Origin of the sequence: Achromobacter marplatensis, from assembly GCF_049060505.1 — a bacterium.
Taxonomy (GTDB): Bacteria; Pseudomonadota; Gammaproteobacteria; order Burkholderiales; family Burkholderiaceae_B; genus Achromobacter; species Achromobacter marplatensis_A.
This window is the reverse complement of the sequence record NZ_JBMGRB010000011.1, coordinates 180,223-201,652: the sequence shown is the minus strand read 5'-3', so window position 1 is coordinate 201,652 and position 21,430 is coordinate 180,223. Positions and strand designations below refer to the sequence as shown.

The 21,430-nt window shown below is 66.0% G+C and carries 25 protein-coding genes; 18 read left to right on the top strand and 7 right to left on the bottom strand.

The window, feature by feature from the left end; genetic code table 11:
* Positions 1-24: 24 nt before the first annotated feature.
* Entirely contained in the window at positions 25-969 is a 945-nt protein-coding gene (locus ACI0FO_RS25255; RefSeq protein ID WP_416031259.1) for a LysR family transcriptional regulator, read from the top strand.
* A gap of 6 nt (positions 970-975) precedes the next feature.
* Here the strand turns inward: ACI0FO_RS25255 and phnN are convergent, their stop codons facing one another.
* From phnN to phnF, 4 genes are all read right to left on the bottom strand, one after another.
* Entirely contained in the window at positions 976-1,566 is a 591-nt protein-coding gene (phnN, locus tag ACI0FO_RS25250) for a phosphonate metabolism protein/1,5-bisphosphokinase (PRPP-forming) PhnN (protein ID WP_416031257.1), read from the bottom strand.
* Positions 1,563-2,306, bottom strand: coding sequence for a DUF1045 domain-containing protein (locus ACI0FO_RS25245; protein ID WP_416031255.1), 744 nt, complete (start codon positions 2,304-2,306; stop codon positions 1,563-1,565). Before ACI0FO_RS25245 ends, phnN begins: the two co-directional genes overlap by 4 nt.
* A gap of 2 nt (positions 2,307-2,308) precedes the next feature.
* A complete protein-coding gene (locus tag ACI0FO_RS25240; protein WP_416031254.1) occupies positions 2,309-3,502 on the bottom strand; it encodes an alpha-D-ribose 1-methylphosphonate 5-triphosphate diphosphatase in 1,194 nt (397 codons plus the stop codon).
* Positions 3,503-3,616: 114 nt separating this feature from the next.
* Positions 3,617-4,339, bottom strand: coding sequence for a phosphonate metabolism transcriptional regulator PhnF (gene phnF / locus ACI0FO_RS25235; protein WP_105559111.1), 723 nt, complete (start codon positions 4,337-4,339; stop codon positions 3,617-3,619).
* A gap of 184 nt (positions 4,340-4,523) precedes the next feature.
* Between phnF and phnG the strand changes: the two genes are divergently transcribed.
* From phnG to ACI0FO_RS25190, 9 genes are all read left to right on the top strand, one after another.
* Positions 4,524-4,994, top strand: a complete 471-nt coding sequence (phnG, locus tag ACI0FO_RS25230) for a phosphonate C-P lyase system protein PhnG (protein ID WP_416031251.1) — start codon at positions 4,524-4,526, stop codon at positions 4,992-4,994.
* Between the two features lies 1 nt (position 4,995).
* A complete protein-coding gene (phnH, locus tag ACI0FO_RS25225; protein WP_416031249.1) occupies positions 4,996-5,613 on the top strand; it encodes a phosphonate C-P lyase system protein PhnH in 618 nt (205 codons plus the stop codon).
* A 1-nt stretch (position 5,614) separates the two neighbouring features.
* On the top strand, positions 5,615-6,730 hold the full coding sequence (locus tag ACI0FO_RS25220; protein ID WP_416031247.1) for a carbon-phosphorus lyase complex subunit PhnI: 1,116 nt from the start codon (positions 5,615-5,617) through the stop codon (positions 6,728-6,730).
* A complete protein-coding gene (locus tag ACI0FO_RS25215) occupies positions 6,727-7,608 on the top strand; it encodes an alpha-D-ribose 1-methylphosphonate 5-phosphate C-P-lyase PhnJ (protein ID WP_416031245.1) in 882 nt (293 codons plus the stop codon). Before ACI0FO_RS25220 ends, ACI0FO_RS25215 begins: the two co-directional genes overlap by 4 nt.
* Complete coding sequence (gene phnK / locus ACI0FO_RS25210) at positions 7,605-8,381, top strand: phosphonate C-P lyase system protein PhnK (RefSeq protein ID WP_416031243.1); 777 nt, start codon at positions 7,605-7,607, stop codon at positions 8,379-8,381. The genes ACI0FO_RS25215 and phnK overlap by 4 nt, the downstream gene beginning before the upstream one ends.
* A 2-nt stretch (positions 8,382-8,383) precedes the next feature.
* Entirely contained in the window at positions 8,384-9,103 is a 720-nt protein-coding gene (gene phnL / locus ACI0FO_RS25205) for a phosphonate C-P lyase system protein PhnL (RefSeq protein WP_416031242.1), read from the top strand.
* Between the two features lie 2 nt (positions 9,104-9,105).
* Positions 9,106-10,305, top strand: coding sequence for an alpha-D-ribose 1-methylphosphonate 5-triphosphate diphosphatase (locus ACI0FO_RS25200; protein ID WP_416031240.1), 1,200 nt, complete (start codon positions 9,106-9,108; stop codon positions 10,303-10,305).
* A gap of 21 nt (positions 10,306-10,326) precedes the next feature.
* Complete coding sequence (locus ACI0FO_RS25195) at positions 10,327-10,869, top strand: MOSC domain-containing protein (protein WP_416031238.1); 543 nt, start codon at positions 10,327-10,329, stop codon at positions 10,867-10,869.
* Positions 10,870-11,022: 153 nt separating this feature from the next.
* Positions 11,023-11,457: a hypothetical protein gene (locus ACI0FO_RS25190; RefSeq protein ID WP_105559102.1), complete on the top strand. Its 435-nt coding sequence runs from the start codon at positions 11,023-11,025 to the stop codon at positions 11,455-11,457.
* Positions 11,458-11,490: 33 nt separating this feature from the next.
* On the opposite strand, the gene ACI0FO_RS25185 is transcribed toward ACI0FO_RS25190, so the two are convergent.
* Positions 11,491-11,868 (bottom strand): hypothetical protein, encoded by a 378-nt coding sequence (locus tag ACI0FO_RS25185; protein WP_416031236.1) that lies wholly within the window; start codon positions 11,866-11,868, stop codon positions 11,491-11,493.
* Between the two features lie 170 nt (positions 11,869-12,038).
* Positions 12,039-13,337, bottom strand: coding sequence for a dicarboxylate/amino acid:cation symporter (locus tag ACI0FO_RS25180; protein ID WP_416031234.1), 1,299 nt, complete (start codon positions 13,335-13,337; stop codon positions 12,039-12,041).
* 285 nt (positions 13,338-13,622) lie between these two features.
* Between ACI0FO_RS25180 and ACI0FO_RS25175 the strand changes: the two genes are divergently transcribed.
* Positions 13,623-14,522: an SMP-30/gluconolactonase/LRE family protein gene (locus ACI0FO_RS25175; RefSeq protein WP_416031232.1), complete on the top strand. Its 900-nt coding sequence runs from the start codon at positions 13,623-13,625 to the stop codon at positions 14,520-14,522.
* Positions 14,523-14,729: 207 nt separating this feature from the next.
* On the top strand, positions 14,730-15,794 hold the full coding sequence (fba, locus tag ACI0FO_RS25170; RefSeq protein WP_105559099.1) for a class II fructose-bisphosphate aldolase: 1,065 nt from the start codon (positions 14,730-14,732) through the stop codon (positions 15,792-15,794).
* Positions 15,795-15,910: 116 nt separating this feature from the next.
* Here the strand turns inward: fba and ACI0FO_RS25165 are convergent, their stop codons facing one another.
* Positions 15,911-16,366 carry a GFA family protein gene (locus tag ACI0FO_RS25165; protein ID WP_416031229.1) on the bottom strand — a complete coding sequence of 152 codons (456 nt, stop codon included), beginning with the start codon at positions 16,364-16,366 and terminating at the stop codon, positions 15,911-15,913.
* 249 nt (positions 16,367-16,615) lie between these two features.
* Here ACI0FO_RS25165 and ACI0FO_RS25160 point away from each other — a divergent pair, with 249 nt between their 5' ends.
* The 6 genes from ACI0FO_RS25160 to ACI0FO_RS25135 all read left to right on the top strand — a co-directional run bounded on the left by ACI0FO_RS25160 (position 16,616) and on the right by ACI0FO_RS25135 (position 21,271).
* Complete coding sequence (locus ACI0FO_RS25160; RefSeq protein ID WP_006222795.1) at positions 16,616-17,497, top strand: phosphoribosylaminoimidazolesuccinocarboxamide synthase; 882 nt, start codon at positions 16,616-16,618, stop codon at positions 17,495-17,497.
* Between the two features lie 142 nt (positions 17,498-17,639).
* Positions 17,640-17,798 (top strand): DUF5993 family protein, encoded by a 159-nt coding sequence (locus ACI0FO_RS25155; protein WP_169272715.1) that lies wholly within the window; start codon positions 17,640-17,642, stop codon positions 17,796-17,798.
* A gap of 10 nt (positions 17,799-17,808) precedes the next feature.
* The gene (locus tag ACI0FO_RS25150) at positions 17,809-18,381 is read left to right on the top strand and encodes a disulfide bond formation protein B (protein ID WP_416031227.1); all 573 of its coding nucleotides are present in this window, start codon (positions 17,809-17,811) and stop codon (positions 18,379-18,381) included.
* 105 nt (positions 18,382-18,486) lie between these two features.
* A complete protein-coding gene (purE, locus tag ACI0FO_RS25145) occupies positions 18,487-19,008 on the top strand; it encodes a 5-(carboxyamino)imidazole ribonucleotide mutase (RefSeq protein WP_199196903.1) in 522 nt (173 codons plus the stop codon).
* A gap of 5 nt (positions 19,009-19,013) precedes the next feature.
* Complete coding sequence (locus tag ACI0FO_RS25140) at positions 19,014-20,204, top strand: 5-(carboxyamino)imidazole ribonucleotide synthase (protein WP_416031225.1); 1,191 nt, start codon at positions 19,014-19,016, stop codon at positions 20,202-20,204.
* Between the two features lie 14 nt (positions 20,205-20,218).
* Complete coding sequence (locus ACI0FO_RS25135; RefSeq protein WP_416031223.1) at positions 20,219-21,271, top strand: L-threonylcarbamoyladenylate synthase; 1,053 nt, start codon at positions 20,219-20,221, stop codon at positions 21,269-21,271.
* The last annotated feature ends 159 nt before the right edge of the window (positions 21,272-21,430 follow it).

The following is a 21,430-nucleotide window of genomic DNA, read 5'->3' as shown; positions in this document are numbered from 1 at the left end:
AACCATTTGGTTATAGAGAAATCCATGAGCTGGGATGCCGCCCGTCTGGCCAACCGCCTGAAACACCGCCACCTGGCGCTGCTGACCAACATCGCCAAGCATGGCTCCTTGACCCGGGTGGCCGTGGCCACCGGCATCAGCCAACCCGCGGTCACCAAGGCGCTGGCCGAGCTAGAGGACATCTTCGGCGCGCCGCTGTTCCTGCGCAGCGGTCGCGGTCTACAGGCCACGCCGCTGGGCGAACTGGCCTTGCTGCGCGCGCGCCACATGCAGAGCGATCTGGATCTGTGGGCGCGCGAGGTCGAGGCCCTGCATGCCGGCCGTTCCGCGCACTTGAACGTGGGCGTGGTGCCGTATGTGTCCAGCGCCTTGCTGACGGCGGCCATCAGCCGGCTGCATCAGCGTCACGGGGTGACGCTGACCCTGCACCGCGCCACCACGGACCATCTGGTGCCGATGTTGCGCCGGCATGAGCTGGACTGCATCGTCAGCCGCGCAACATCGACCGTGGCGCTGGACGACCTGATGCACCGGGTGCTGTACCGCCAGCGTCCACGCCTGATCGCGCACAGCCGGCTGGCGCAGCGCCTGGCCCGGCGCGCGCCGGACTGGCCAGCCGTGGCGGCCATGGATTGGGTCTTGCCGGCGGCCAACACGCCTACGCGGCAACTGATCATGGAACACTTCATCCGCGCCGGGCTGCGTCCGCCGTCGCCGGTGCTGGAAGCCTATTCCACCGACGTGATCGAAGGCATGCTGACGACGAATGAGGCGCTGATCTCGGTCGTGCCCGAGGACATCGCGCGGGAACTCTGCCAGCGGGGCAAGCTGGGCATGGTGCCTTGGGATTTCGGTTGGGAGCTGCCGCCCATCAATCTGATCCGCCGCAGGCGCGAGCAGCCGCTGGCGGCGGAAGCGCGTTTTTCAGACATCTTGCTGGACCTGTGCGCCGACCCGCCCGCCGCCTGATATCCATCAACGAGCGAGTTGTTCCCGGGCGATCGTCAGCAAGGCCGCGGCCGCGGATTCGGGCGCGCCGTCATTATTGACCTGCGCAAGGCGGCACGCGGGCGGCACGGCAAAGGCCTGCGTGGCGCGCAAGAGCCGTTGCGCGATCTGTTCGGCGCTTTCGCGCCCGCGGTCTGCCAGGCGGTGCGCGAGAAGGGCGGGGTCGACAGTGACTTCCACCGCCGTCAACGCGGGATAGCGGGCGTGCGCCGCCGGCAGATGCGCGCGCGACCCGTTGACGATGACGGCCGCGCCACAGGCCAGCCAGGTGTCGATTTCAATACCGATGCCGTAGTGCAGCCCGTGGCTGGCCCAACGCAGCGCGAAGCAACCCAGCGCGGCGCGGCGCACGAATTCTTCCGTCGACAGACGTAGCGCGTCTTCGGTGCCGCCGCTGTCGCGGGTGATGTAGCGGTGCGCGACCAAAACGGGCTCATCGTCTTGCAGATGGGCGCGCAGCAGCCGCAGCAGCGTGTCTTTGCCGCTGCCTGACGCCCCCATCAGATAGATCAGCCGGGTGCCGTCGGCGGGCAGCGCGGCCGTGCCGGGTCGGGTCATGGCGCGGGCGGCCCTTGCAGGTAGCGGGCGCCGACGGCGTCGGTATGCGTGCCATCGAATCCGTAATGCCGCGCGGCGATAAAGTCGGCGCCGGGCTCGGGCTGTACGAAGAGGCTGATGGCGGGCACTGCCATGGCCTGCCCGCGCAAGGGATCAGCGAAGGCCGCGATGCCACGCTGCGCCTGCTCTAGCGCGTCGCCCGCCAGTTTTCCGGTCAACGTGATGTGGAACGTATAGGTGTCGAAGACATAGGGGTAGCCCCAGCGCGCCAGCATGGCCTGCTGTTCGGGCGACAGCGATTGCGGCTGGCGGCGCGCGATTTCCTCGGGGGTGGGGGGGGCGCGCAAGTCGTCCAGACCGCGCACGGCGGCGTTGGCCAGGGCCTGGATGCGGGCCCGGCCCTGCGTATCGGATTCGGCGATACGCCACGCCAGAAAACCGCGCAACATTTCACATTCCAGTTCTATTCCGAAAGGAACGATGCCGCGGGCCAACAGCCGGGCGGCCGCGTCCACGGCCTGCGGCGTGACGCCGGCGCGCAGCCGGAAAGGGGGCTTCAACGTAGCATGCAGGCCGTAATGGCGCGGCGCTTCTACCCAGGCGCGAGGGGGTTCGGGCATGCCGGGCGGCGGCGCCAGCGCCGCGTCGGTGTCGGCGCAGCGGCCCAGCCAGCGGCTGCCGTAGTCACGCCACGGGCCGGTAGGCGCCAGGTATAGGGCATAGCGATAGGCAAGCGGCATGGTCAGGCGGCCATGCGCAGGCTGTTGTCGTGACCGAACACCCGTGTCGCGTAGCGCAGCTCGCCACCCACGATCGCGGCGACCACGCGCGGCAGTCCGGCCACGTGGTCGTCCACCACGATGGCGTCCGCGATCAGCCCCGGCGCCAGCATTCCCCGGTCTTTCAAGCCGGCGGCGCGCGCCGGGTTCAGCGACACCAGGTTCCAGCCCTGCTCAAGGGGCAGCACGCCGTCTTGCGCCAACCGCATGACGGCGGCCAGCGGGGCCGGGTAGTAGTAGTCGGACGTCAGAATGTCGCACAACCCCTCGCGCACCATCTCGGTGGCGCTGGGCGCGCCGGTGTGGCTGCCGCCGCGCACGACGTTGGGCGCGCCGAACACGACCGAGTTGCCCAGGTCGCGGGCGACGCCGGCGGCCTCCCGGGTCAGGGGAAATTCCGCCACGCCGCAACCCAGCTGGTGGTAGTAGCGGCGCGTGGCCGCGTCGGGATCGTCGTGTGAAGCGACCTTCAAGCCGGCCGCCTGCGCGCACGCCGTAAGTTCGCGCATGGCGTCGGCCACCGAGTCGGCGGCGGACATCGCGGCGCGGATGCGCGCCTGGAACGTGTCCAGGTCGCACTCGGCGCGGTTGGCGTATTGCATCAGCTTGCGGTCGTCGCCCAGGCGGCGCGCCATGCTGGGCAAGTGGTCGTTCAGGGCCAGGAAGCGCACGCGCCCATCGCGGATCCACTGCTGGGCCAGATCCACGCCGCTCACGTGATGGGTCTCGAAGCGCAGATGCACGTAATGCCGCGCACCCATCATGTGCCGCATGCGCGCAAGCGCGTCGAACATGCGTTCGGCATAGGCCTCGCCGCGCAACCCGCCTTCCCAGGACAAGGTCACGCCGTGAAATTCGGTGGTGATGCCGTTGGCCAGCAATTGGCGGTCGACGTCGAACAATGCGCTGTCATAGGGGAAAGTGACACTGGGGCGGGGCATGATGGCGCGTTCGAATGCGTCGCCATGCAGGTCGACGATGCCAGGCAGCACCAGCAGATCGCCGGCGTCGAACCACGGGGCGCCGCGGGCAGGCGTGACGCCGCTGTCATCGATCAAGCCTCCGTGAAAGCGCAGGCTGACGGGTTCGACGCCGCGCGGCGTCAGGATGCGTTGGCCTGTGACACCGGCCAGGGGCGAGGGGGCGTGTGAGTTCATGGCATGACGTTATCGGTATTGCATGACAACCAGATGTCTAGATGTGTGTTGTTGCTTTCCAGGCCGTTCGCGCGCGGTCGCCGCCGACGCTCCGGGCGGCGACCGCGTTGCGTCCTAGCTGTCGTCCGACACCATCAACTGCACCAGGTCGCCCACGAATCGGGTGACGCTGTATTGCAACGGCGCGCCGTCCTGGTCCACGTTCAGGGCTTCCACCTGCAGGATCGGCCGCGTCTTGGGCTGGCCCAGCATGCGCGCGACTTCGGGCGTGGGCAGGGCGGCGGTGATGCGCGACCATTTGCGCGTGTAGTCGTCGATGCCGTAATGCGCATAGACCTTGGACACCGACCGCAAGGCGGTCAGCCGGTCAGCGAATTCTGGAAAGCGTTTTTCGTCGAAGAAGTGCTCGGACGCGCTGATGGGCCGGTTTTCGGCCTTGCCGACGATCTGTACGCGAAGCAGCGGCGCGGTTCGCGGCAGCCCCAGGTGCTTGGCGATATCGGCCGCGCGCAAGGTCTGGCTGCCCACGGCTTCCACGTGGCCCAGCACGCCTTGGCTGCGCAGGTTCTCGGAGAAACGCGTGCGCTTGCCGATGGCGTAATCGATGGCGTGCTCCTGCACGAAGGTGCCGCGCCCTTGTTCGATCCGGACCAGCCCGCTTTGCTCCAATTCGCCCATGGCGCGCCGGATGGTGTGGCGGTTGACCGAGAACTTGGCGGCCAGCTCCGGCTCGGATGGCAGTTGTTCGCCTGCCATATAGAGCTTGTTGCGGATGTCGTCCGCCAGGGACTCGCCGATTTGCCGCCAGACGGCGATGCCAGAACCTCTTTCGACCATAGGGTGCGCTCGTGCTGTCACATCAGCTTCATGAAGAATGGCTGTGATTGTGCCTGATGCGGCGGCGGCCGGATAGGCAGTGCACACCTTGCGCAACTGTCATCAAAAATTCACGCCAGGCTGTTGAACTTGGAATTCGGAGCGATCATACTTCATCCAGTCGTCTAGACGTGTAGAGGAAACAATGGATCACTCATTAGCAGGACAGGACGCCGTGAATGCCCCGCGCGCCGCCTGGATGCGCGTGCTGTCGTTGGCCAGCCCGGCCGCGCTGGAAGGGGCGTTTGGCGGGTTGGCCAACTTGCCCGCCTACCAGATGCTGCGGCCGGCCCAAACGGGCATGGCCATGGTGCGGGCGCGCAGCGGCGGCACCGGGGCGCGCTTCAACCTGGGCGAAATGACCGTGACACGTTGCGCGGTCACGCTGGGCGATGGCGTGGTCGGCGTGGCTTACGTGCAGGGCCGCTCGTTGCGGCACGCCGAACAAGCGGCCGTGGCCGACGCGCTGCTGCAATTGCCGGATTGGCACGACACCGTGCAGACGCAACTGATTCAGCCGCTGGCGCGCGAGCATGCCGACCGGGCCCAGCGCCAGGCACAGGTGGCGGCAGAGACCAAGGTGGAGTTCTTCACGATGGTGCGAGGCGAAGACTGACATGCAACAACAGATACTGAATGCCCCCGTGGCCAGCCGTGGCCTGTTGCCGGGTTTTGCCGATCCCGTCAACGATGCGCAAACGACCTTCCGCGCGGCCTTGCAGGCCCTGGCGCATCCGGGGCGTATCCACGAGATCGTTGCGGAAAGCGGCGTGCCGGCAGGACTGTCGCCGGCGATGACGGCGCTGCTGCTGACTCTGGTGGACGTGGATACGCCGCTGTGGCTGCCCAACGAGGTCGGCGCCGATGTGCTGACATTCCTGCGTTTCCATTGCGCCTGCCCCATCGTGCCGTCGCCCGCGCTGGCGCGCTTTGCCGCCGTGCCGGCCGGCTTCGCGGCGCCAGCGTTGTCCAGCTGCCATCAGGGCGACCCCGCCTATCCCGATTTGTCCACCACGCTGCTGATGGACGTCGCCTCGCTGACGGGGGGCGCCACCGTCCACTTGTCCGGCCCCGGCATCCAGACGCGCCAGGCCTTGTCGGCAGAAGGCCTGGCCGACGGCTTCTGGCGCGAATGGCGGCTGAATCATCAACGGTTTCCGCTGGGCGTCGACGTATTCCTGACGCATGGCCGGCGGATGTGTGGATTGCCGCGCACGACGCGCGTGGAGAACTGACATGTATGTCGCCGTGAAAGGGGGCGAACGCGCCATCCTGAATTCCTACCGCATGCTGGATGGCTACCGGCGGGGCGACCGCGAGGTGCCCGAGCTGAGCCTGGACCAGATCCGCGAACAGATGCCGCTGGCCGTGTCGCGCGTGATGGCCGAAGGGTCGCTCTACGATCCGCAACTGGCCTCGCTGGCGCTCAAGCAGGCCGCGGGCGATGTGATCGAGGCGGTGTTCTTGTTGCGGGCCTATCGCACCACGCTCTCGCGCTACGGCTATACGCAGCCGATCGACACGGGCGCCATGCGCTTGCAGCGCCGCATATCGTCCACGTTCAAGGACGTGCCGGGCGGCCAGATCCTGGGCCCTACCTACGACTACACGCAGCGCCTGCTGGACTTTTCGCTGGAGGCGCAGCGCGAAGCCGACACGCTGCCGCCGGGTGACCAGGCGCTGGACAGCGCCATGCCTCGCGTGACGGACCTGCTGGCGCACGACGATCTGATCGATGCCGAGGCGGTGCCGGAAGGCGATCCCGAGCCCTTCGACCTGACGCGCCAGCCGCTGGATTTCCCGGCGTCGCGCGCTGCCCGGTTGCAAAACCTGGCACGCGCCGACGAAGGCTTCCTGCTGTCCATGGGCTATTCCACGCAACGCGGTTACGGCAACACCCATCCGTTCGCCGCCGAGATCCGCTACGGCACGCTGGAAGTAGAGATGCACATCGAAGAACTGGGCTTTGCCGTGACGGTCGGCGAAATCGAGATCACCGAATGCCAGATGGTCAGCCAGTTCGCTGGCAATGCGGAAGAAGGGCCGAAGTTCACGCGGGGCTACGGGCTCACGTTCGGCTACGGCGAACGCAAGGCCATGTCGATGGCGCTGGTGGACCGCGCGCTGAAAGCGAAGGACTTGGGCGAACGCGCCGATTCCCCGGCCAACGACCACGAGTTTGTGCTGTACCACAGCGACAACGTCGAGGCATCGGGCTTCGTGCAGCACTTGAAGCTGCCGCATTACGTGGACTTTCAGGCCAACCTGGAGCTGTTGCGCCGCATGCGCGCCGACCGCGCCGCGCCCCAGCCGGCTACCCATGATCTGATGGATGAGGCGATATCCCAATGAGCGCGCAACACGCAACGGTCGAACGCGACGACCACTACAACTTCGCTTACCTGGACGAATCCACCAAACGCATGCTGCGCCGCGCCTTGCTCAAGGCCGTGGCTATACCCGGCTACCAGGTGCCGTTCGGCAGCCGCGAAATGCCGCTGCCCTATGGTTGGGGCACGGGCGGCATCCAGGTCACGGCGTCGATCATCGGCAAAGACGATGTGTTGAAGGTCATCGACCAGGGGTCGGACGACACGACCAACGCTATCAATATCCGCCGCTTTTTCGGCCGGGTCACGGGCGTGGCGACGACGGAATCCACGCCGGCCGCCACTATCGTGCAGACGCGCCACCGCATCCCCGAAACGCCATTGGCCGAAGGGCAGGTGATGGTGTTCCAGGTGCCAATCCCGGAACCGCTGCGCTGGCTGGAGCCCAGCGAAACCGAGACGCGCACGATGCACGCGCTGGCCGAATACGGCGGCATGCACGTCAAGCTGTACGAAGACATCGCGCAGCACGGCCACATCGCCACCACCTACGACTATCCGGTCATCGTGAACGACCGCTACATGATGCGGCCGTCGCCGATTCCCAAATTCGACAACCCCAAGCTGGACGGCAGCCCCGCGCTGATGCTGTTTGGCGCGGGTCGTGAAAAGCGCGTGTACGCGGTGCCGCCCTACACCCGGGTAAAGAGCCTGGACTTTGAAGACCACCCGTTCACGGTAGAAAAGTGGAGCGAGTGCTGCGACCTGTGCGGTTCACGCGACAGCTTTCTGGACGAGATCATCCTTGACGATGCGGGCACGCGCCGCTTCGTCTGCTCGGACACCGAATACTGCAACCAGCGCCAGACACAGCAACGCGACAACGAGGCCGCCGCATGACACCCCAACCTTTGCTTTCCGTGCGCAACATGACGCGCACCTGGGACGGCGTACATGGCTGCCGCGACGTCAGCTTCGACCTGTATCCCGGCGAAGTGCTGTGCGTGGTGGGCGAGTCCGGCTCGGGCAAGAGCACGCTGTTGTCGGCCGTGTCGTACCAGACCCCGCCGGATGCCGGCAGCGTCTGGTACGACACGCGCGACCAGGGCTTCATCGATCTGGCGGCGCTGCAAGGCGCGCGGCTGCGGCTGTTGTCGCGCACCGATTGGGGGTTCGTGCGGCAAAACGCGCGCGACGGCCTGCGCATGCAAGTGAGCGCGGGCGCCAATATCGCTGAACGGCTGATGGCGGTGGGCGACCGCCACTACGGCGACCTGCGCGATGTCGCGGGCAACTGGCTGCAGAAGATGGAGATCGACGCGGGCCGGCTGGACGACACGCCAGTGTCTTTTTCCGGCGGCATGCAGCAGCGCCTGCAGATCGCGCGCAACCTGGTGACGCATCCGCGCCTGGTGTTCATGGACGAGCCCACCGCGTCGCTGGACGTGTCGGTGCAGGCGCGGCTGCTGGATCTATTGCGCCAGCTGGTGGCGGACCTGGGGCTGGCGGCCATCGTCGTCACGCATGACCTGGCGGTGGCGCGCCTGCTGGCGCACCGCACGCTGGTGATGCGCGGCGGCGTCGTCGTCGAAAGCGGGCTGACCGACCAGATTCTTGACGATCCCCAACACCCGTACACCCAGTTGCTGGTGTCTTCCATTCTGCAGAGCTGAACATGCGTGAAACCACTCCCATGATCATGGTGCGGGGCCTTGGAAAAAGGTTCACCCTGCACAACCAGGGCGGCATTCGCCTGCCGGTGCTGGACGCCGTGGATTTCGACGCGGCCACCGGCGACTGCCTGGTGTTGGCCGGCCCCTCGGGCACCGGAAAAAGCACGTTGCTGCGCTGCCTGTACGGCAACTACCTGGCCACCGAGGGCAGCATCCGCGTGCGGGCCCATGGCGAATGGGTGGAATTGGCCGGGGCGCCCGAGCAGCGCATCCTGGCGCTGCGCCGCGACGTGATCGGCTACGTCAGCCAATTCCTGCGGGTGATCCCGCGTGTCTCGGCGCTGGATGTCGTGGCGGAACCGCTGCGCGTGGCGGGCGTCGAGACGGAAGACGCCCGCAGCCAGGCGGGCGCGTTGCTACAGCGCTTGAACGTGCCGCCGCGGTTGTGGGGCCTGGCGCCGGCCACGTTTTCGGGCGGCGAACAGCAGCGGGTGAACATCGCGCGTGGTTTCATCGCGCGCCACCCCATCCTGCTGCTGGACGAGCCCACCGCGTCGCTGGATGCCGATAATCGCCGCGTCGTCATCGAACTGATCCACGAAGCCCTGGCTGCCGGCCGCTGCCTGCTGGGCATCTTCCACGACGAGGAAGTGCGCGACGCCGTCGCCACGAAAATCCTGGCCTTGCGCCCCGCTCAACCCATCACGGCGGATCTGGAGTAATCATGCAGAGCATCTATTTGACCCATGCCCGTGTCGTGATGCCCGACCGTGTCCTGGAAAACAGCGCCGTGCTGATCGACGATGGCCGCATCGTGGCCATCGAACCCGATGGCGCGCGGGCCGACCGCCACATCGACCTGCAAGGCCAGACCTTGATGCCTGGCCTGATCGACCTGCATTGCGACGCCATTGAAAAGGAAGCCGAGCCGCGCTCGCGGGTGCTGTTCCCGTTGGATTTCGCGGTGGCGCAGGTCGACCGCCGCAACGCCGCGGCGGGCATCACCACGCCCTATCACGCCTTGTCGTTCGCGAACAATGAATGGGGCGTGCGCAACAATAAGACGGCGGCGGAAGTGGTGCGCACCGTGCGCGCCTTCCGCCAGCACAGCCTGGTGGACAACCGCGTGCACTGCCGCTACGAAGTCACCGACGACACCTCGGTGGACGTGCTGCGCGCGTTGATGGACGAGGGCGCGGTGGACCTGCTGTCGGTGATGGACCATTCGCCCGGCCAAGGGCAGTTCAAGACGCTGGAATCCTATCTGCAGTACATGATGGGCAACCACGCGATGAGCCGCGAACAGGCGGAAGCCGCCGCCCACGCCAAGACGCACGCCAAGGATGGCGCGGTGACCCGGGTCGAGACGTTGTTGTCCCACGCGCAATCGCTGGGCATCCCCACGGCCAGCCACGATGACGATTCCATCCAGCGCATCGCCACCATGCGCAACCTGGGCGTGGCGATGAGCGAATTCCCGATCACGCTGGATACGGCGCGGGCGGCGGTGTCTTGCGGGCTGCCGACGATCCTGGGCGCGCCCAATGTGCTGCGCGGCCAGAGCCAGAGCGGATCGATGCGCGCCATCGACGCCATCCGGGCGGGCGTGGCCAGCTGCCTGTGTTCCGACTACCAGCCGTCCACGCTGATCGCCGCGGCGTTTGCGGTGGCCGCGCAGACCGACCTGACATGGCCGCAGGCCATCGCGCTGGTCACGGCCAACCCCGCGGACGCCTGCGGCTTGTCCGATCGGGGCCGTATCGCCGTGGGGCAGCGCGCCGATCTGGTGGCGGTGGCGCTGGTAGGCGGCATGCCCTTGATCAGTCATACCTGGTCGGCCGGCCGGCTGGTATTCTCAACCCACTACCTGCCGGCGCGCGCGCCGGCGGCGGCGATGCGCGACGCGCAGCGCGTGGCGGCCTGACGGCCCTTGCGGAGCTTCCCGATGAATCCGATGGTGACTGCGGTGGCGCTGAGCGCCGTGCACGCGTTCAGCAAGCCGGTCGTTCCCCGGATCGTGCTGTTGAAGGGGTTGGGCGTCGAAGGCGACGCCCATCTGGGGGTCACCGTCAAGCACCGGTCGCGGGTCAAGGCTGATCCCACGCAGCCCAACCTGCGGCAGGTCCACCTGATCCAGGGTGAGCTGCACGATGAGCTTCAATTGGCGGGTTTCAATGTGGCCGAGGGCACGATGGGCGAAAACATCACCACCCGCGGCATCGACCTGCTGGCCCTGCCGCGCGGGACCCGCCTGCACATCGGCGCCGACGCGGTCGTCGAGATTACCGGTCTGCGCAACCCCTGCTTGCAACTGGATAATTACCAGAAAGGCCTGACCGCCGCCGTGTTGGGGCGCAACCCGGACGGCAGCCTGCTGCGCCGGGCCGGCGTGATGGGGGTCGTGCTTGAGGGCGGGGCCGTCGGCGCGGGCGACCTCATCCGGATGGAATTGCCCCCGTTGCCGCATTCAGCGCTGGAACGCGTATAGGCGCAAAAACATCGCACCCGGCCACAGACGGGTCGCCCCGCATCTGGTTAAATGGCGAAAGGGCGTAACGGCCTAAGGCGGAGCCGCGTTCTTGCGGCTGGCCAAGGCGAAGCCGTTTTCCACGGTTCGTCATCCAATTTTCCGGAGCGCGCGATGGCACGATTCAATTTCACCCAAGACCCCGAAGAACCCGATCTGTGGGCGGCCGAGAACGTGCCCGCCGGTAACGGCCGTCCGCCCATCCACGTCATGATCCAGACGGACGGCGAAGAGCCCGACGGCGGCGCGTCCAAGGTGGTCAAGGCCATCATCGACAACCTGGATGACCACATCCTGGCAGCGTCCGAGTTCCTGCTGGACAACTATTCGTATGAACATTGCAAGAAACTGGGCATCGAAGACGACCAGCTGCTGAAAGAAGAAACGCCGGAAGCCATGGCCGAAAAGGCCGTGCTGCGCGCGCTGTGGCTATTCGACGAAGACGGCGACGGCTACGAACTGTGGTTCACGCTGCCCTGGGATCCCGTCCACACCTACGACGTTGAATTCGAAGACGGGACGCCGGTGTCCTGCTCGGTCAACGACTAAGCCTGAATGCCCCTCTGGCGGATGCGCGGGGGGCTAGCGGACCCGTTCGAATGTCGTCGCCAGGCTCTGGCCCAGGGATTCGTCGTAGCGGTAGCGCAATGTGATCGGCTGGCCCTTGCGGATCTGACCCGGGGGCGTGTTCTCAAGCGTGACGTCGATGTCGCGGTCAACGAATTCCGTGCAATCCGTATCTGCGCGCGCCCCATCCGGGATGTTGGCCGATTTGACCTTCAGCCGGAATGTGGTCTGCGCCAACTCCGTGCCATCGGTACGGTACTGGCGCATCTGCACGGCGGGGGTAGAGGCGATGCCGGACAAGTCGCACGAAATGCGGGTCCAGGCGTGTGCGGCGGGCGCGGCGGCCGTCAAGACGATGGCCGCCAGTATGCCGCGCAGGGGTAGGGGCGTCATGGCATGCAGGGTGCGCGTGGCGCTGGGGCGCCGCGCCAAGTGTCAGGCAGGGAGCCTTATCTTGCTCCCGCCCGCACCGACAGGTCAAGCTGACAGGTGTTAAGAAAAAAAGCCCCCTTGGGGGGCGGCGGGCACACGTTAGTGTGCGCGGCGTGGGGGCCTACCTTTTTTTAGGCTTCTTGGTTGGCGGGAACGGCCTTGCCGGCGCTGTCCTCGGCTGCCGGCGCGGCCTCGGGTTCGTCGCCCCGGTCGTCTTCCAGCTTGGCGATCACCGCGGTGGCCAGGCTGTTGCCCACCACGTTGGTCGCGGTGCGGCCCATGTCGAAGAACTGGTCGATGCCCATGATCAGCAGCAGGCCGGCCTCGGGCAGGTGGAACATCGGCAGCGTGGCGGCCACGACGACGAGCGACGCGCGGGCCACGCCCGCCATGCCCTTGCTGGTCACCATCAGCACCAGCAGCAGCGTCAGTTGCTGGGCGAAGCTCATTTCGATGTTGTAGGCCTGAGCGATGAACAGCACCGCGAAGGACTGGTACATCATCGACCCGTCCAGATTGAACGAATAGCCCAGCGGCAGCACAAAGCCCGAAATGCGCTTGGACACGCCGAAACGTTCCAGCGCCTCGATGGTCTTGGGATAGGCCGATTCACTGCTGGCGGTGGAGAAGGCCAGCAGCGTGGGCTCTTTGATCAGACCGCCCAGGCGGCGCGTGGATTTGCCCAGGAACAGATAGCCGACGCCGAACAGGATGGCCCACAACAGCGCCAGGCCCAAGTAGAACTCGCCGATCAGTTTGCCGTAGCTGACCAGCACGCCCAGGCCCTCGGTGGTGATGGCGGCGGCCATGGCGGCGAACACGCCCAGCGGCGCGAAGCGCATCACGTAGTCAGTCACGCGGAACATGATCTTGGCCAGCTCGTCGATCATGTTGTAGATCGTGTTGTGGCCCTTGCCGCGGATGAACGACAGCGCGGCGCCGAAGAACAGGGAGAACACCAGGATCTGCAGAATCTCGTTGTTCGCCATGGCTTCCGCGATGCTCTTGGGAAACACGTGCGCGATGAAGGTCTTGAGCGTGAAGTCGCCCGTCTTCAGGCCCGACGTGATGCCGCTGTCCGGGATCGCCAGGTTCATATGCGCACCCGGCTGGAAAATATTGACCAGCATCAGGCCCAGCAGCAGCGAGATCGCGGACGCCGCGATGAACCAGATCATGGCGCGCAGGCCAATGCGGCCTACCGCGTTGGCGTCGCTCATGCTGGCCAGCCCCGACACCAGGGTGGCGAACACCAGCGGGGCGATGATCATCTTGATCATGCGCAGGAAGATGTCCGTGACCAGGCTGAAGTACGACGCGATCTGCGCCGCTTCTTTCGCATCCTGCGCCGTCTTATTGCAGAGGTAGCCCACCGCGACGCCCAATACCATCGCAATGCCGATGTAACGCGTCAGCTTCTTTGTATTCATGATCAAAACGGAAACGAGGGAACTGCCGCGGAGCCCCGAAGAAAAGGGCTGGGCCAGCCGGCATAGGGCGGGCACGGCGGTCCGATGACGGATATGCCAGGGTGGGCCGAAGAATTCGGGTTTTCCCTTTGGGGCGCGATGTTAACGCCGCGAAGCTGACAGCTAGTTGTCAGGTCGGGGACGGATCAACCATGCCAGAATGAGCCGGCGCGGCGGGCCGGAAAGACCATGCCAGCCATCAAAAAGAACCGGCCCCGATCGGGGCGATAGACAGGAGACAAGGCAATGCCGAAACGCGAATTGTCCGTGCTGGCTTCCGGGTACACCTACCTGGAGGGGCTACGGTGGCACGAGGACCGTCTGTGGGCATCGGACTTCTACACCGAGCAGGTGATCGCGGTGGACCTCCAGGGCAAGGTAGAGCAGATATGTCGCGTGCCCCAGCAGCCGTCTGGCCTGGGCTGGCTACCCGATGGCCGGTTGCTGATCTCGTCCATGAAAGACCGCAAGGTGCTGCGCCGCGAGCCGGACGGCACGTTGGCGGTGCATGCCGACCTGTCCGCGCTGACGGGCGGCCCGATCAACGACATGGTGGTGGACGCGCAGGGCCGGGCCTACGTGGGTAATTTCGGGTTCGACCTGATGGCAGGCGAGCCCGTGTCCACGACCACCCTGGTGCGCGTGGACACGGACGGCGTGGCCCAGGTGGTGGCCGACGGGCTGTGTTTTCCCAATGGCTCCTTCATTACCCCGGACGGCAAGACGCTGATCGTCAACGAAACCTTTGGCAACCGCATCTCGGAATTCGACATTCAAGCCAATGGCGCGCTGGGCGCGCGGCGCGACTGGGCGGACTTTGGCGCGCTGCCCGATAGCGACGACCTGTCGGTGCTGATCGCCGCCTCGGCCATTGGCCCGGACGGCGGCGCGCTGGATGCGGATGGGGCGCTCTGGGTGGCGGACGCTATCGGCAAGCGGATTGTGCGGGTCGAACGCGGCGGCAAGATCCTGGAGCAGATCGACACCGGCGAATTCGGCATCTTCGCCGCGGCGCTGGGCGGGCCGGATGGCCGCACGCTGTTCATGGCGGCAGCGCCCGACTTCATCGAAGCCAACCGCCGCGCCAAGCCCGAAGCCCGGATCCTGACCACGCGGGTAGACGTGCCGCACGCCGGCAGGCCTTGATCGCTATCTTGGGCCGTCTGGCTTAGGGCGCTTGCGCCGGAATGGCGCAGGCGTCGACGCGATGGAACGGGCGCCTCGCCCGTTTGTCCTCGCCTGAATGGAACGGATACGGCCGGTTGCAAGACCTTTCCGCGATTCCCCCGTAAAATCACATCATTCAGCAGGACTTCAACCATCTTTCAATAGACAGTCTTAGGAGGACCACTCATGGCCCTAGTCTCCATGCGCCAGTTGCTCGACCATGCCGCCGAGCACGGCTACGGCATTCCGGCGTTCAACGTCAATAACCTGGAACAGGTCCAGGCCATCATGGAAGCCGCTGCGGAGACCGACAGCCCGGTGATCATGCAAGCCTCGGCCGGCGCGCGCAAATACGCGGGCGAAGGTTTCCTGAAGCATCTGATCCAGGCCGCGGTGGAATCCTATCCGCACATCCCCGTCGTGATGCACCAAGACCACGGCCAGTCGCCGAAGGTCTGCCAAGGCGCCATCGACCTGGGCTTCTCCAGCGTGATGATGGACGGCTCGCTGAAAGAAGACGGCAAGACCATCGCTGACTACGACTACAACGTCGACGTCACCAAGAAGGTCGTGGACATCGCCCACAAGCTGGGCGTGACGGTTGAGGGCGAACTCGGCTGCCTGGGTTCGCTGGAAACCATGGAAGGCGACAAGGAAGACGGCCACGGCGCCGACGGCAAGCTGACCATGGATCAGTTGCTGACCGACCCGGAACAAGCCGCCGACTTCGTGCGCCGCACGCAACTGGACGCGCTGGCCATCGCCATCGGCACCAGCCACGGCGCCTACAAGTTCACGCGCAAGCCCACCGGCGACATCCTGTCGATCGCCCGCATCAAGGAAATCCACGCCCGCCTGCCGAACACCCACCTGGTGATGCACGGCAGCTCCAGCGTGCCGCAGGAATTGCTGGCCGAAATCCGTGAATTCGGCGGCAACATGAAGGAAACCTACGGCGTGCCGGTCGAGGAAATCCAGGAAGCCATCAAGTACGGCGTGCGCAAGATCAATATCGACACCGATATCCGTCTGGCCATGACCGGCGCGATCCGCCGCTTCTTTGCCGAGAATCCCGAAAAGTTCGACCCGCGCGAGTACCTGAAGCCCGCGCGCGCCGCCGCCAAGGCGATCTGTGTGGCCCGCTACACGGAATTCGGCACGGCCGGCAACGCCAGCAAGATCCGCGCGCTGCCCTTGAGCGACATCGCCGCGCAATACGCGTCGGGCAAGCTGTCGCAAGTGGTGCAGTAAATCTTCCGCGCCGCCGCCTTCGGGCGGCGGTCCGGCAGCAAAAGGGGCGAGTCCGAATAGACTCGCCCCTTTCTTTTTTCCTGCGTTTTCCTGCGTTTTCCCCGGACGCTGAATGCCTAGGCGGCGGGGCCGTTTTGGGGAAAGTGCGGGATGTTGCGGTCCACGTGGTGCCACGACGGGGCCGAGCTGGTCCACAGGCTGGCCTTGGCGTGGAAGGCCTCCGGATCGTCCAGCGACCCTGCCCGCACCACTTCATAGCCCATGCCTTCGGAGCCGCCAAACAACGGCGTGCCACAGGCGGCGCAGAAGCTGCGCATGACGGTGTGGCCCGAATCGCCCTTGTAGCGGTGTTCCTTGGCCTGGCCGCGCAGCATCGTGATGGAACCGGCGGGGAAGATCAGCGCATGGGCCGGGGCGCCCCCGCTGGAATACTGGCAGTCCCGGCAATGACAGGTGGCCGCGGTGATGGGCTCGTCGGTGACGGCGTAACGGACGGCGCCGCATTGGCAGCCGCCAGTCAGGTGTACCTGCGCGTCGGCGGCGGGCGGGCGTTTGAGGGAAGCATCCTGCATACGACTTTGTCTCCGGACGTAAGGTCTGCGCCGTGACGCCCAGGGGCGGCCGGTGCGAATAGTGTGTTGGGAATCAGAGCCTAACCCGGCCCCCGCCGCCCGGCAAGACGGACATATTTGCAGTAATCTATGCGCTTTCCCGGGCTCGCGCGTCATGCGACGTGCCCGCGCAGTTTCCGATTTCGTTCTACTTCCCGCCCTGGCGCTTGCTCGAGGCGGGAATCTTCATTTTTGCCATAGGCCATTCCCGTGACTTCTGCTTTGCATCAATCCAGCATCAAGTCCTTGCCGCTGCTGGGCCGCGGTAAGGTGCGCGATATGTACGCGGTGGGCGACGACAAGTTGCTGATCGTCGCGTCGGATCGTATCTCCGCGTTCGACGTGATTCTTGACGATCCCATTCCCGGCAAGGGGCAGGTGCTGACCGAGCTGACCGAATTCTGGTTGCAGAAGCTGGCCCACATCCTGCCAAACCACTCCACGGGCGTGAAGCCCGAAGACGTGGTGGCCCCGGACGAGGTGGACCAGGTGCGCGGACGCGCCGTCGTGGTCAAGCGCCTGAAGCCGATTCTCGTGGAAGCGGTTGCCCGCGGCTATCTGATCGGATCCGGCTGGAAAGACTACCAGTCCACCGGCGCCATTTGCGGCATCAAGCTGCCCGCCGGCTTGCAGCAGGCCAGCCAATTGCCCGAACCCATCTTCACGCCCGCCGCCAAGGCCGAATTCGGCATGCACGACGAAAACGTGGACTTTGCGCACGTGGTCAAGGAAGTGGGCCAGGAATTGGCGGAGCGCATCCGCGACGTCACGCTCAAGCTGTATGCCGAAGCCGCCAAGTTCGCCGCGACCAAGGGCATCATCATCGCCGACACCAAGTTCGAATTTGGCTTGGACGACAACGGCACGCTGCACCTGATGGACGAAGTGCTGACGCCGGATTCGTCGCGCTTCTGGCCGGCCGACGGCTACCGTGTCGGCATCAGCCCGCCGTCGTTCGACAAGCAATTCGTGCGCGATTGGCTGGAAACGCAAACCTGGGACAAGACGCCGCCCGCCCCGCGCCTGCCGCAGGACGTGTTGGAAAAAACGGCCGCCAAGTACCGCGAAGCGCTGGACCGGCTGATCGCCTGATCTTCCCCGCGCTGAAGGAAACCCGCTCATCGAGCGGGTTTTTTTTACGCCTGGCTCAAGGTATCGATAACAATTATTTCGTATTGTTACGTTATACTCGTCGGCTGTCTTAGCAGGACGTCCGTCGACAGGAGTCTTCCGCATGATCATGATGTTGCCCTTTCTGACCGGATCGGTCGCGGTGTGGTTCGGGGTGCTGGGAAAGCGCCGGCCGTGCGTGACGTTCTGGCTGCTCACGCTGGCGATCTTCGCGGCCTGGTGCCACTACCACATGACCAGTCCGCTGGCGCTGTCTTGGTAAGGGCGGCGCGATGATCTTCTCCCGCAACCCCGCGCGTGGTTCGCGCGTGCTGAATGGCCTGGCGCTGCTGGGCGTTACCGGCGTGCTGGGCATGGCGTTCGCCTGGCAATTCATTTATGACGAGCTGCCGTGCCCGCTGTGCCTGCTACAGCGCGTGGCGTTCATGCTGGCCGGGGTGGGTTTTTTGCTGAACATGCGGGTGGGGCCGTCGCCCATGCACTACGGCATGAGCATCGCGGCGTCGCTGGGCGGCATGGTGGCCTCCGGCCGACAAGTACTGCTGCATATCGCGCCGGAAGATCCCGGCTACGGCACGCCGTTCATGGGGCTGCACTTCTACACCTGGGCGTTCATCGCGTTTATCGCCATCATCGTCTTCTGCGTCGTGATGCAGTCCGCCGACCGCAAATGGGGCGACAGCATGCTGAAGAAACCGGTCTCGGCGCTGGGCATCGTGGTCATGGCCCTGTTTTTCATCATGGCGTTGGCCAACGTCGGCAGCACCACCCTGGAATGCGGTTTCGGGCCTTGCCCGGACAATCCCGACAGCTATCTGTGGCTGCCGTCCAGGGCCGCGCCATAGGCTGTTGCGCGCGCCGGGTAAAATACCGGGTTTCGCGGACCGAATCCGCGGCCCTTTGACATTCCGCGGGCAGGTTTCCGCGGTCTTACCTCTTTGACACCGGTTATGACAGCCAAGACTTCCGCAGCGGCAGAGGCCACCCCCGTGGTGGGCGTGATTATGGGTTCTTCCAGTGATTGGGAGGTCATGAAGCACGCGGTCACCATGCTGGAGGACTTCGGCGTGGCCTACGAGGCGCGCGTGATTTCCGCGCACCGCATGCCGCAGGACATGGCCGAATACGGCGCGGCCGCGCATGGCCGCGGCTTGCGCGGCATCATCGCCGGCGCTGGCGGCGCGGCCCACTTGCCGGGCATGATGGCGGCGCTGACCGAAGTGCCGGTGTTTGGCGTGCCGGTCCCGTCCAAGTACCTGCGTGGCGAAGACTCGCTGCTGTCCATCGTGCAGATGCCCAAGGGCGTGCCGGTGGCCACTTTCGCTATCGGCGAGGCGGGCGCGGCCAATGCGGCGCTGCATGTAATTGCCACGCTGGCGGGCACCGATGCCGGCCTGCACAAGAAGCTGGTGGCGTTCCGCGCGCGGCAGACGCAAGCCGCCCGCGACATGAAGGTTCCGCCCGAGGCCTGATCCGTATGACTCAATCGACTCCTTTCCTGATTGCCCCCGGCGGCTGGCTGGGCCTCTTGGGCGGCGGCCAACTGGGCCGCATGTTCTGCCACGCCGCGCAAAGCCTGGGCTACAAGGTCGCGGTGCTGGATCCGGCCGACGAATGCCCCGCCGGCATGGTGGCCGACCTGCATATCCAGGCCGCCTACGATGACGAAGCCGGCCTGGCCCGGCTGGCCCAGACCTGTCAGGCCGTCACCACCGAATTCGAAAACGTCCCCGCCGAGAGCCTGCGCACGTTGGCCACGCGCTGCCGCGTGAGCCCGGCGGCCGATGCCGTGGCCATCGTGCAGGACCGAATCACTGAAAAGACGTTCATCGCCTCGCAGGGCATTCCGGTTGCCCCGCACGCCGCGATTCGCGCCGAAGCCGACTTGCGCGCGGCGCCGGATGCCTTGTTCCCCGGCATCCTGAAGGTTGCCCGCCTGGGCTATGACGGCAAGGGCCAGGCCCGCATCAACACGCGCGAAGAAGCGCTGGCCGCCTTCGCCGAATTCGGCGGCGTGGCTTGCGTGCTGGAAGCGCTGATGCCGCTGGACTACGAAATCTCCGTCGTGATCGCACGCGGTTTCGACGGCGCCGCCGTGGTGTTCCCGGTGGCGCGCAACGTGCACCGCGATGGCATCCTGGCGGTATCCACCGCGGCGCCGGTGCAGCTGGACGCGGCCCACGCCGAACGGCAGGCCCGCGCCACCGAGGCGGCGCAGTCGATCGCGCAGGGCCTGGGCTACCACGGCGTGCTGTGCGTGGAGTTCTTCGTCTTGCAGGACGGCAGCCTGATCGTCAACGAGATCGCCCCGCGCCCGCACAACAGCGGCCATTACACGATGAACGCTTGCGTCACGAGCCAATTCGAACAGCAGGCGCGCGCCATGGCCGGCTTGCCGCTGGGCAGCGCCGCGTTGCTGGCGCCCGCCGTCATGCTGAATATCCTGGGCGACATCTGGTATGCGTCTTCGATGGCGACAACGCAGCGCGAACCCGATTGGGCCGCCGCGTTGTCGGTGCCCACCGCCAAGCTGCATCTGTACGGTAAGCGGGAAGCCCGCCGTGGCCGCAAGATGGGCCACATCACCATCGTGGCGCCCACCCTGGAACAGGCTCGTGCCGACGCCGCCCGCGTGGCCGCCGCGCTGGGCATGGAAGCCCCCGAGTAAGCCGCGACGATCCGATGCCTTCCTTGCCCCCGCATGATTCCGCCAGCGCCGCGGAGATCGCCCACGCCGCGCAACGCCTGCTGGATGGCGAGCTGGCCGCTTTCCCCACCGAGACCGTCTACGGCCTGGGCGCGGATGCGGAAAGCCCGCAAGCGGTAGCGAAGATCTATGCAGCCAAGGGCCGGCCATCGAACCATCCTGTCATCGTGCACATCGCGCCGCAAGGCGACGTGTCGTACTGGGCGGCGCAGGTGCCGCCCGAGGCGCGTTTGCTGATCGGCGCATTCTGGCCCGGGCCGCTGACCTTGATCCTGAAGCGCGCGCCCCACATCGTGGATACGGTCAGCGGCGGACAAGACAGCATCGGCATCCGCTGCCCTTCGCATCCGGTGGCACAAGCGCTGTTGACGGCCTTTGCCGCAGGCAAGCCGAACGGGCAGGGCGGCGTGGCTGCGCCGTCGGCCAACAAGTTCGGCCAGGTATCGCCCACGCGTGCCGAGCATGTGCGCCATGAATTTCCCGAAGAAGTCGCCGCCGGCATGCCCGTGCTGGAAGGCGGCGCATCGGAAGTCGGCATTGAATCCACCATCCTGGACCTGTCCCGGCTGGACCGCGGCGCCGGCCCCGTGCTGCTGCGTCCCGGCCATATCAGCGCCGCGCAGATCGAAGCGGTGCTGGGCGTGCAGGTGTTCGCGCCAGACGCCGCGGCGCCGCGCGCCTCGGGCACGTTGAAAGCGCACTACGCGCCGCGAACGCCGTTGGAACTGGCGACGGATGCGCGCTTGCAGGACGTGGCGCTGGGCCGCAACTTGCCGCAAGGCAAGGTCGTGGTGGTGGCCTATGGCGATGCGCCCAAGGCGCTGGACGCGCGCTTGCAGTGGCATCCCGTACCCGCGGATCCGGCGCGGTATGCGCAGGCCCTGTATGGCTTGCTGCGCGATCTGGACAAACAGGGTTACGCGCGCATCATCGTGCAGGCGCCGCCCGCCACGGATGAATGGCACGCGGTCAATGACCGCATCGGCCGCGCGGCCGCGGCGTTCACGCTGGACACGACGGACCTCTAAACGCGCAAGCCTGGCGGCAAGGAACGCCGTAGGATGGGTGGAGCGCGAAAATGCGCAAGCAAGCATGCTGCTGTCCAGCGCGTGGAACCCATCAAGCAACGGTGAGTCCGCAGCGGGGGTAGCCGGCACTCGGCGGCGGCCTGATGGGTTGCGCGCGCT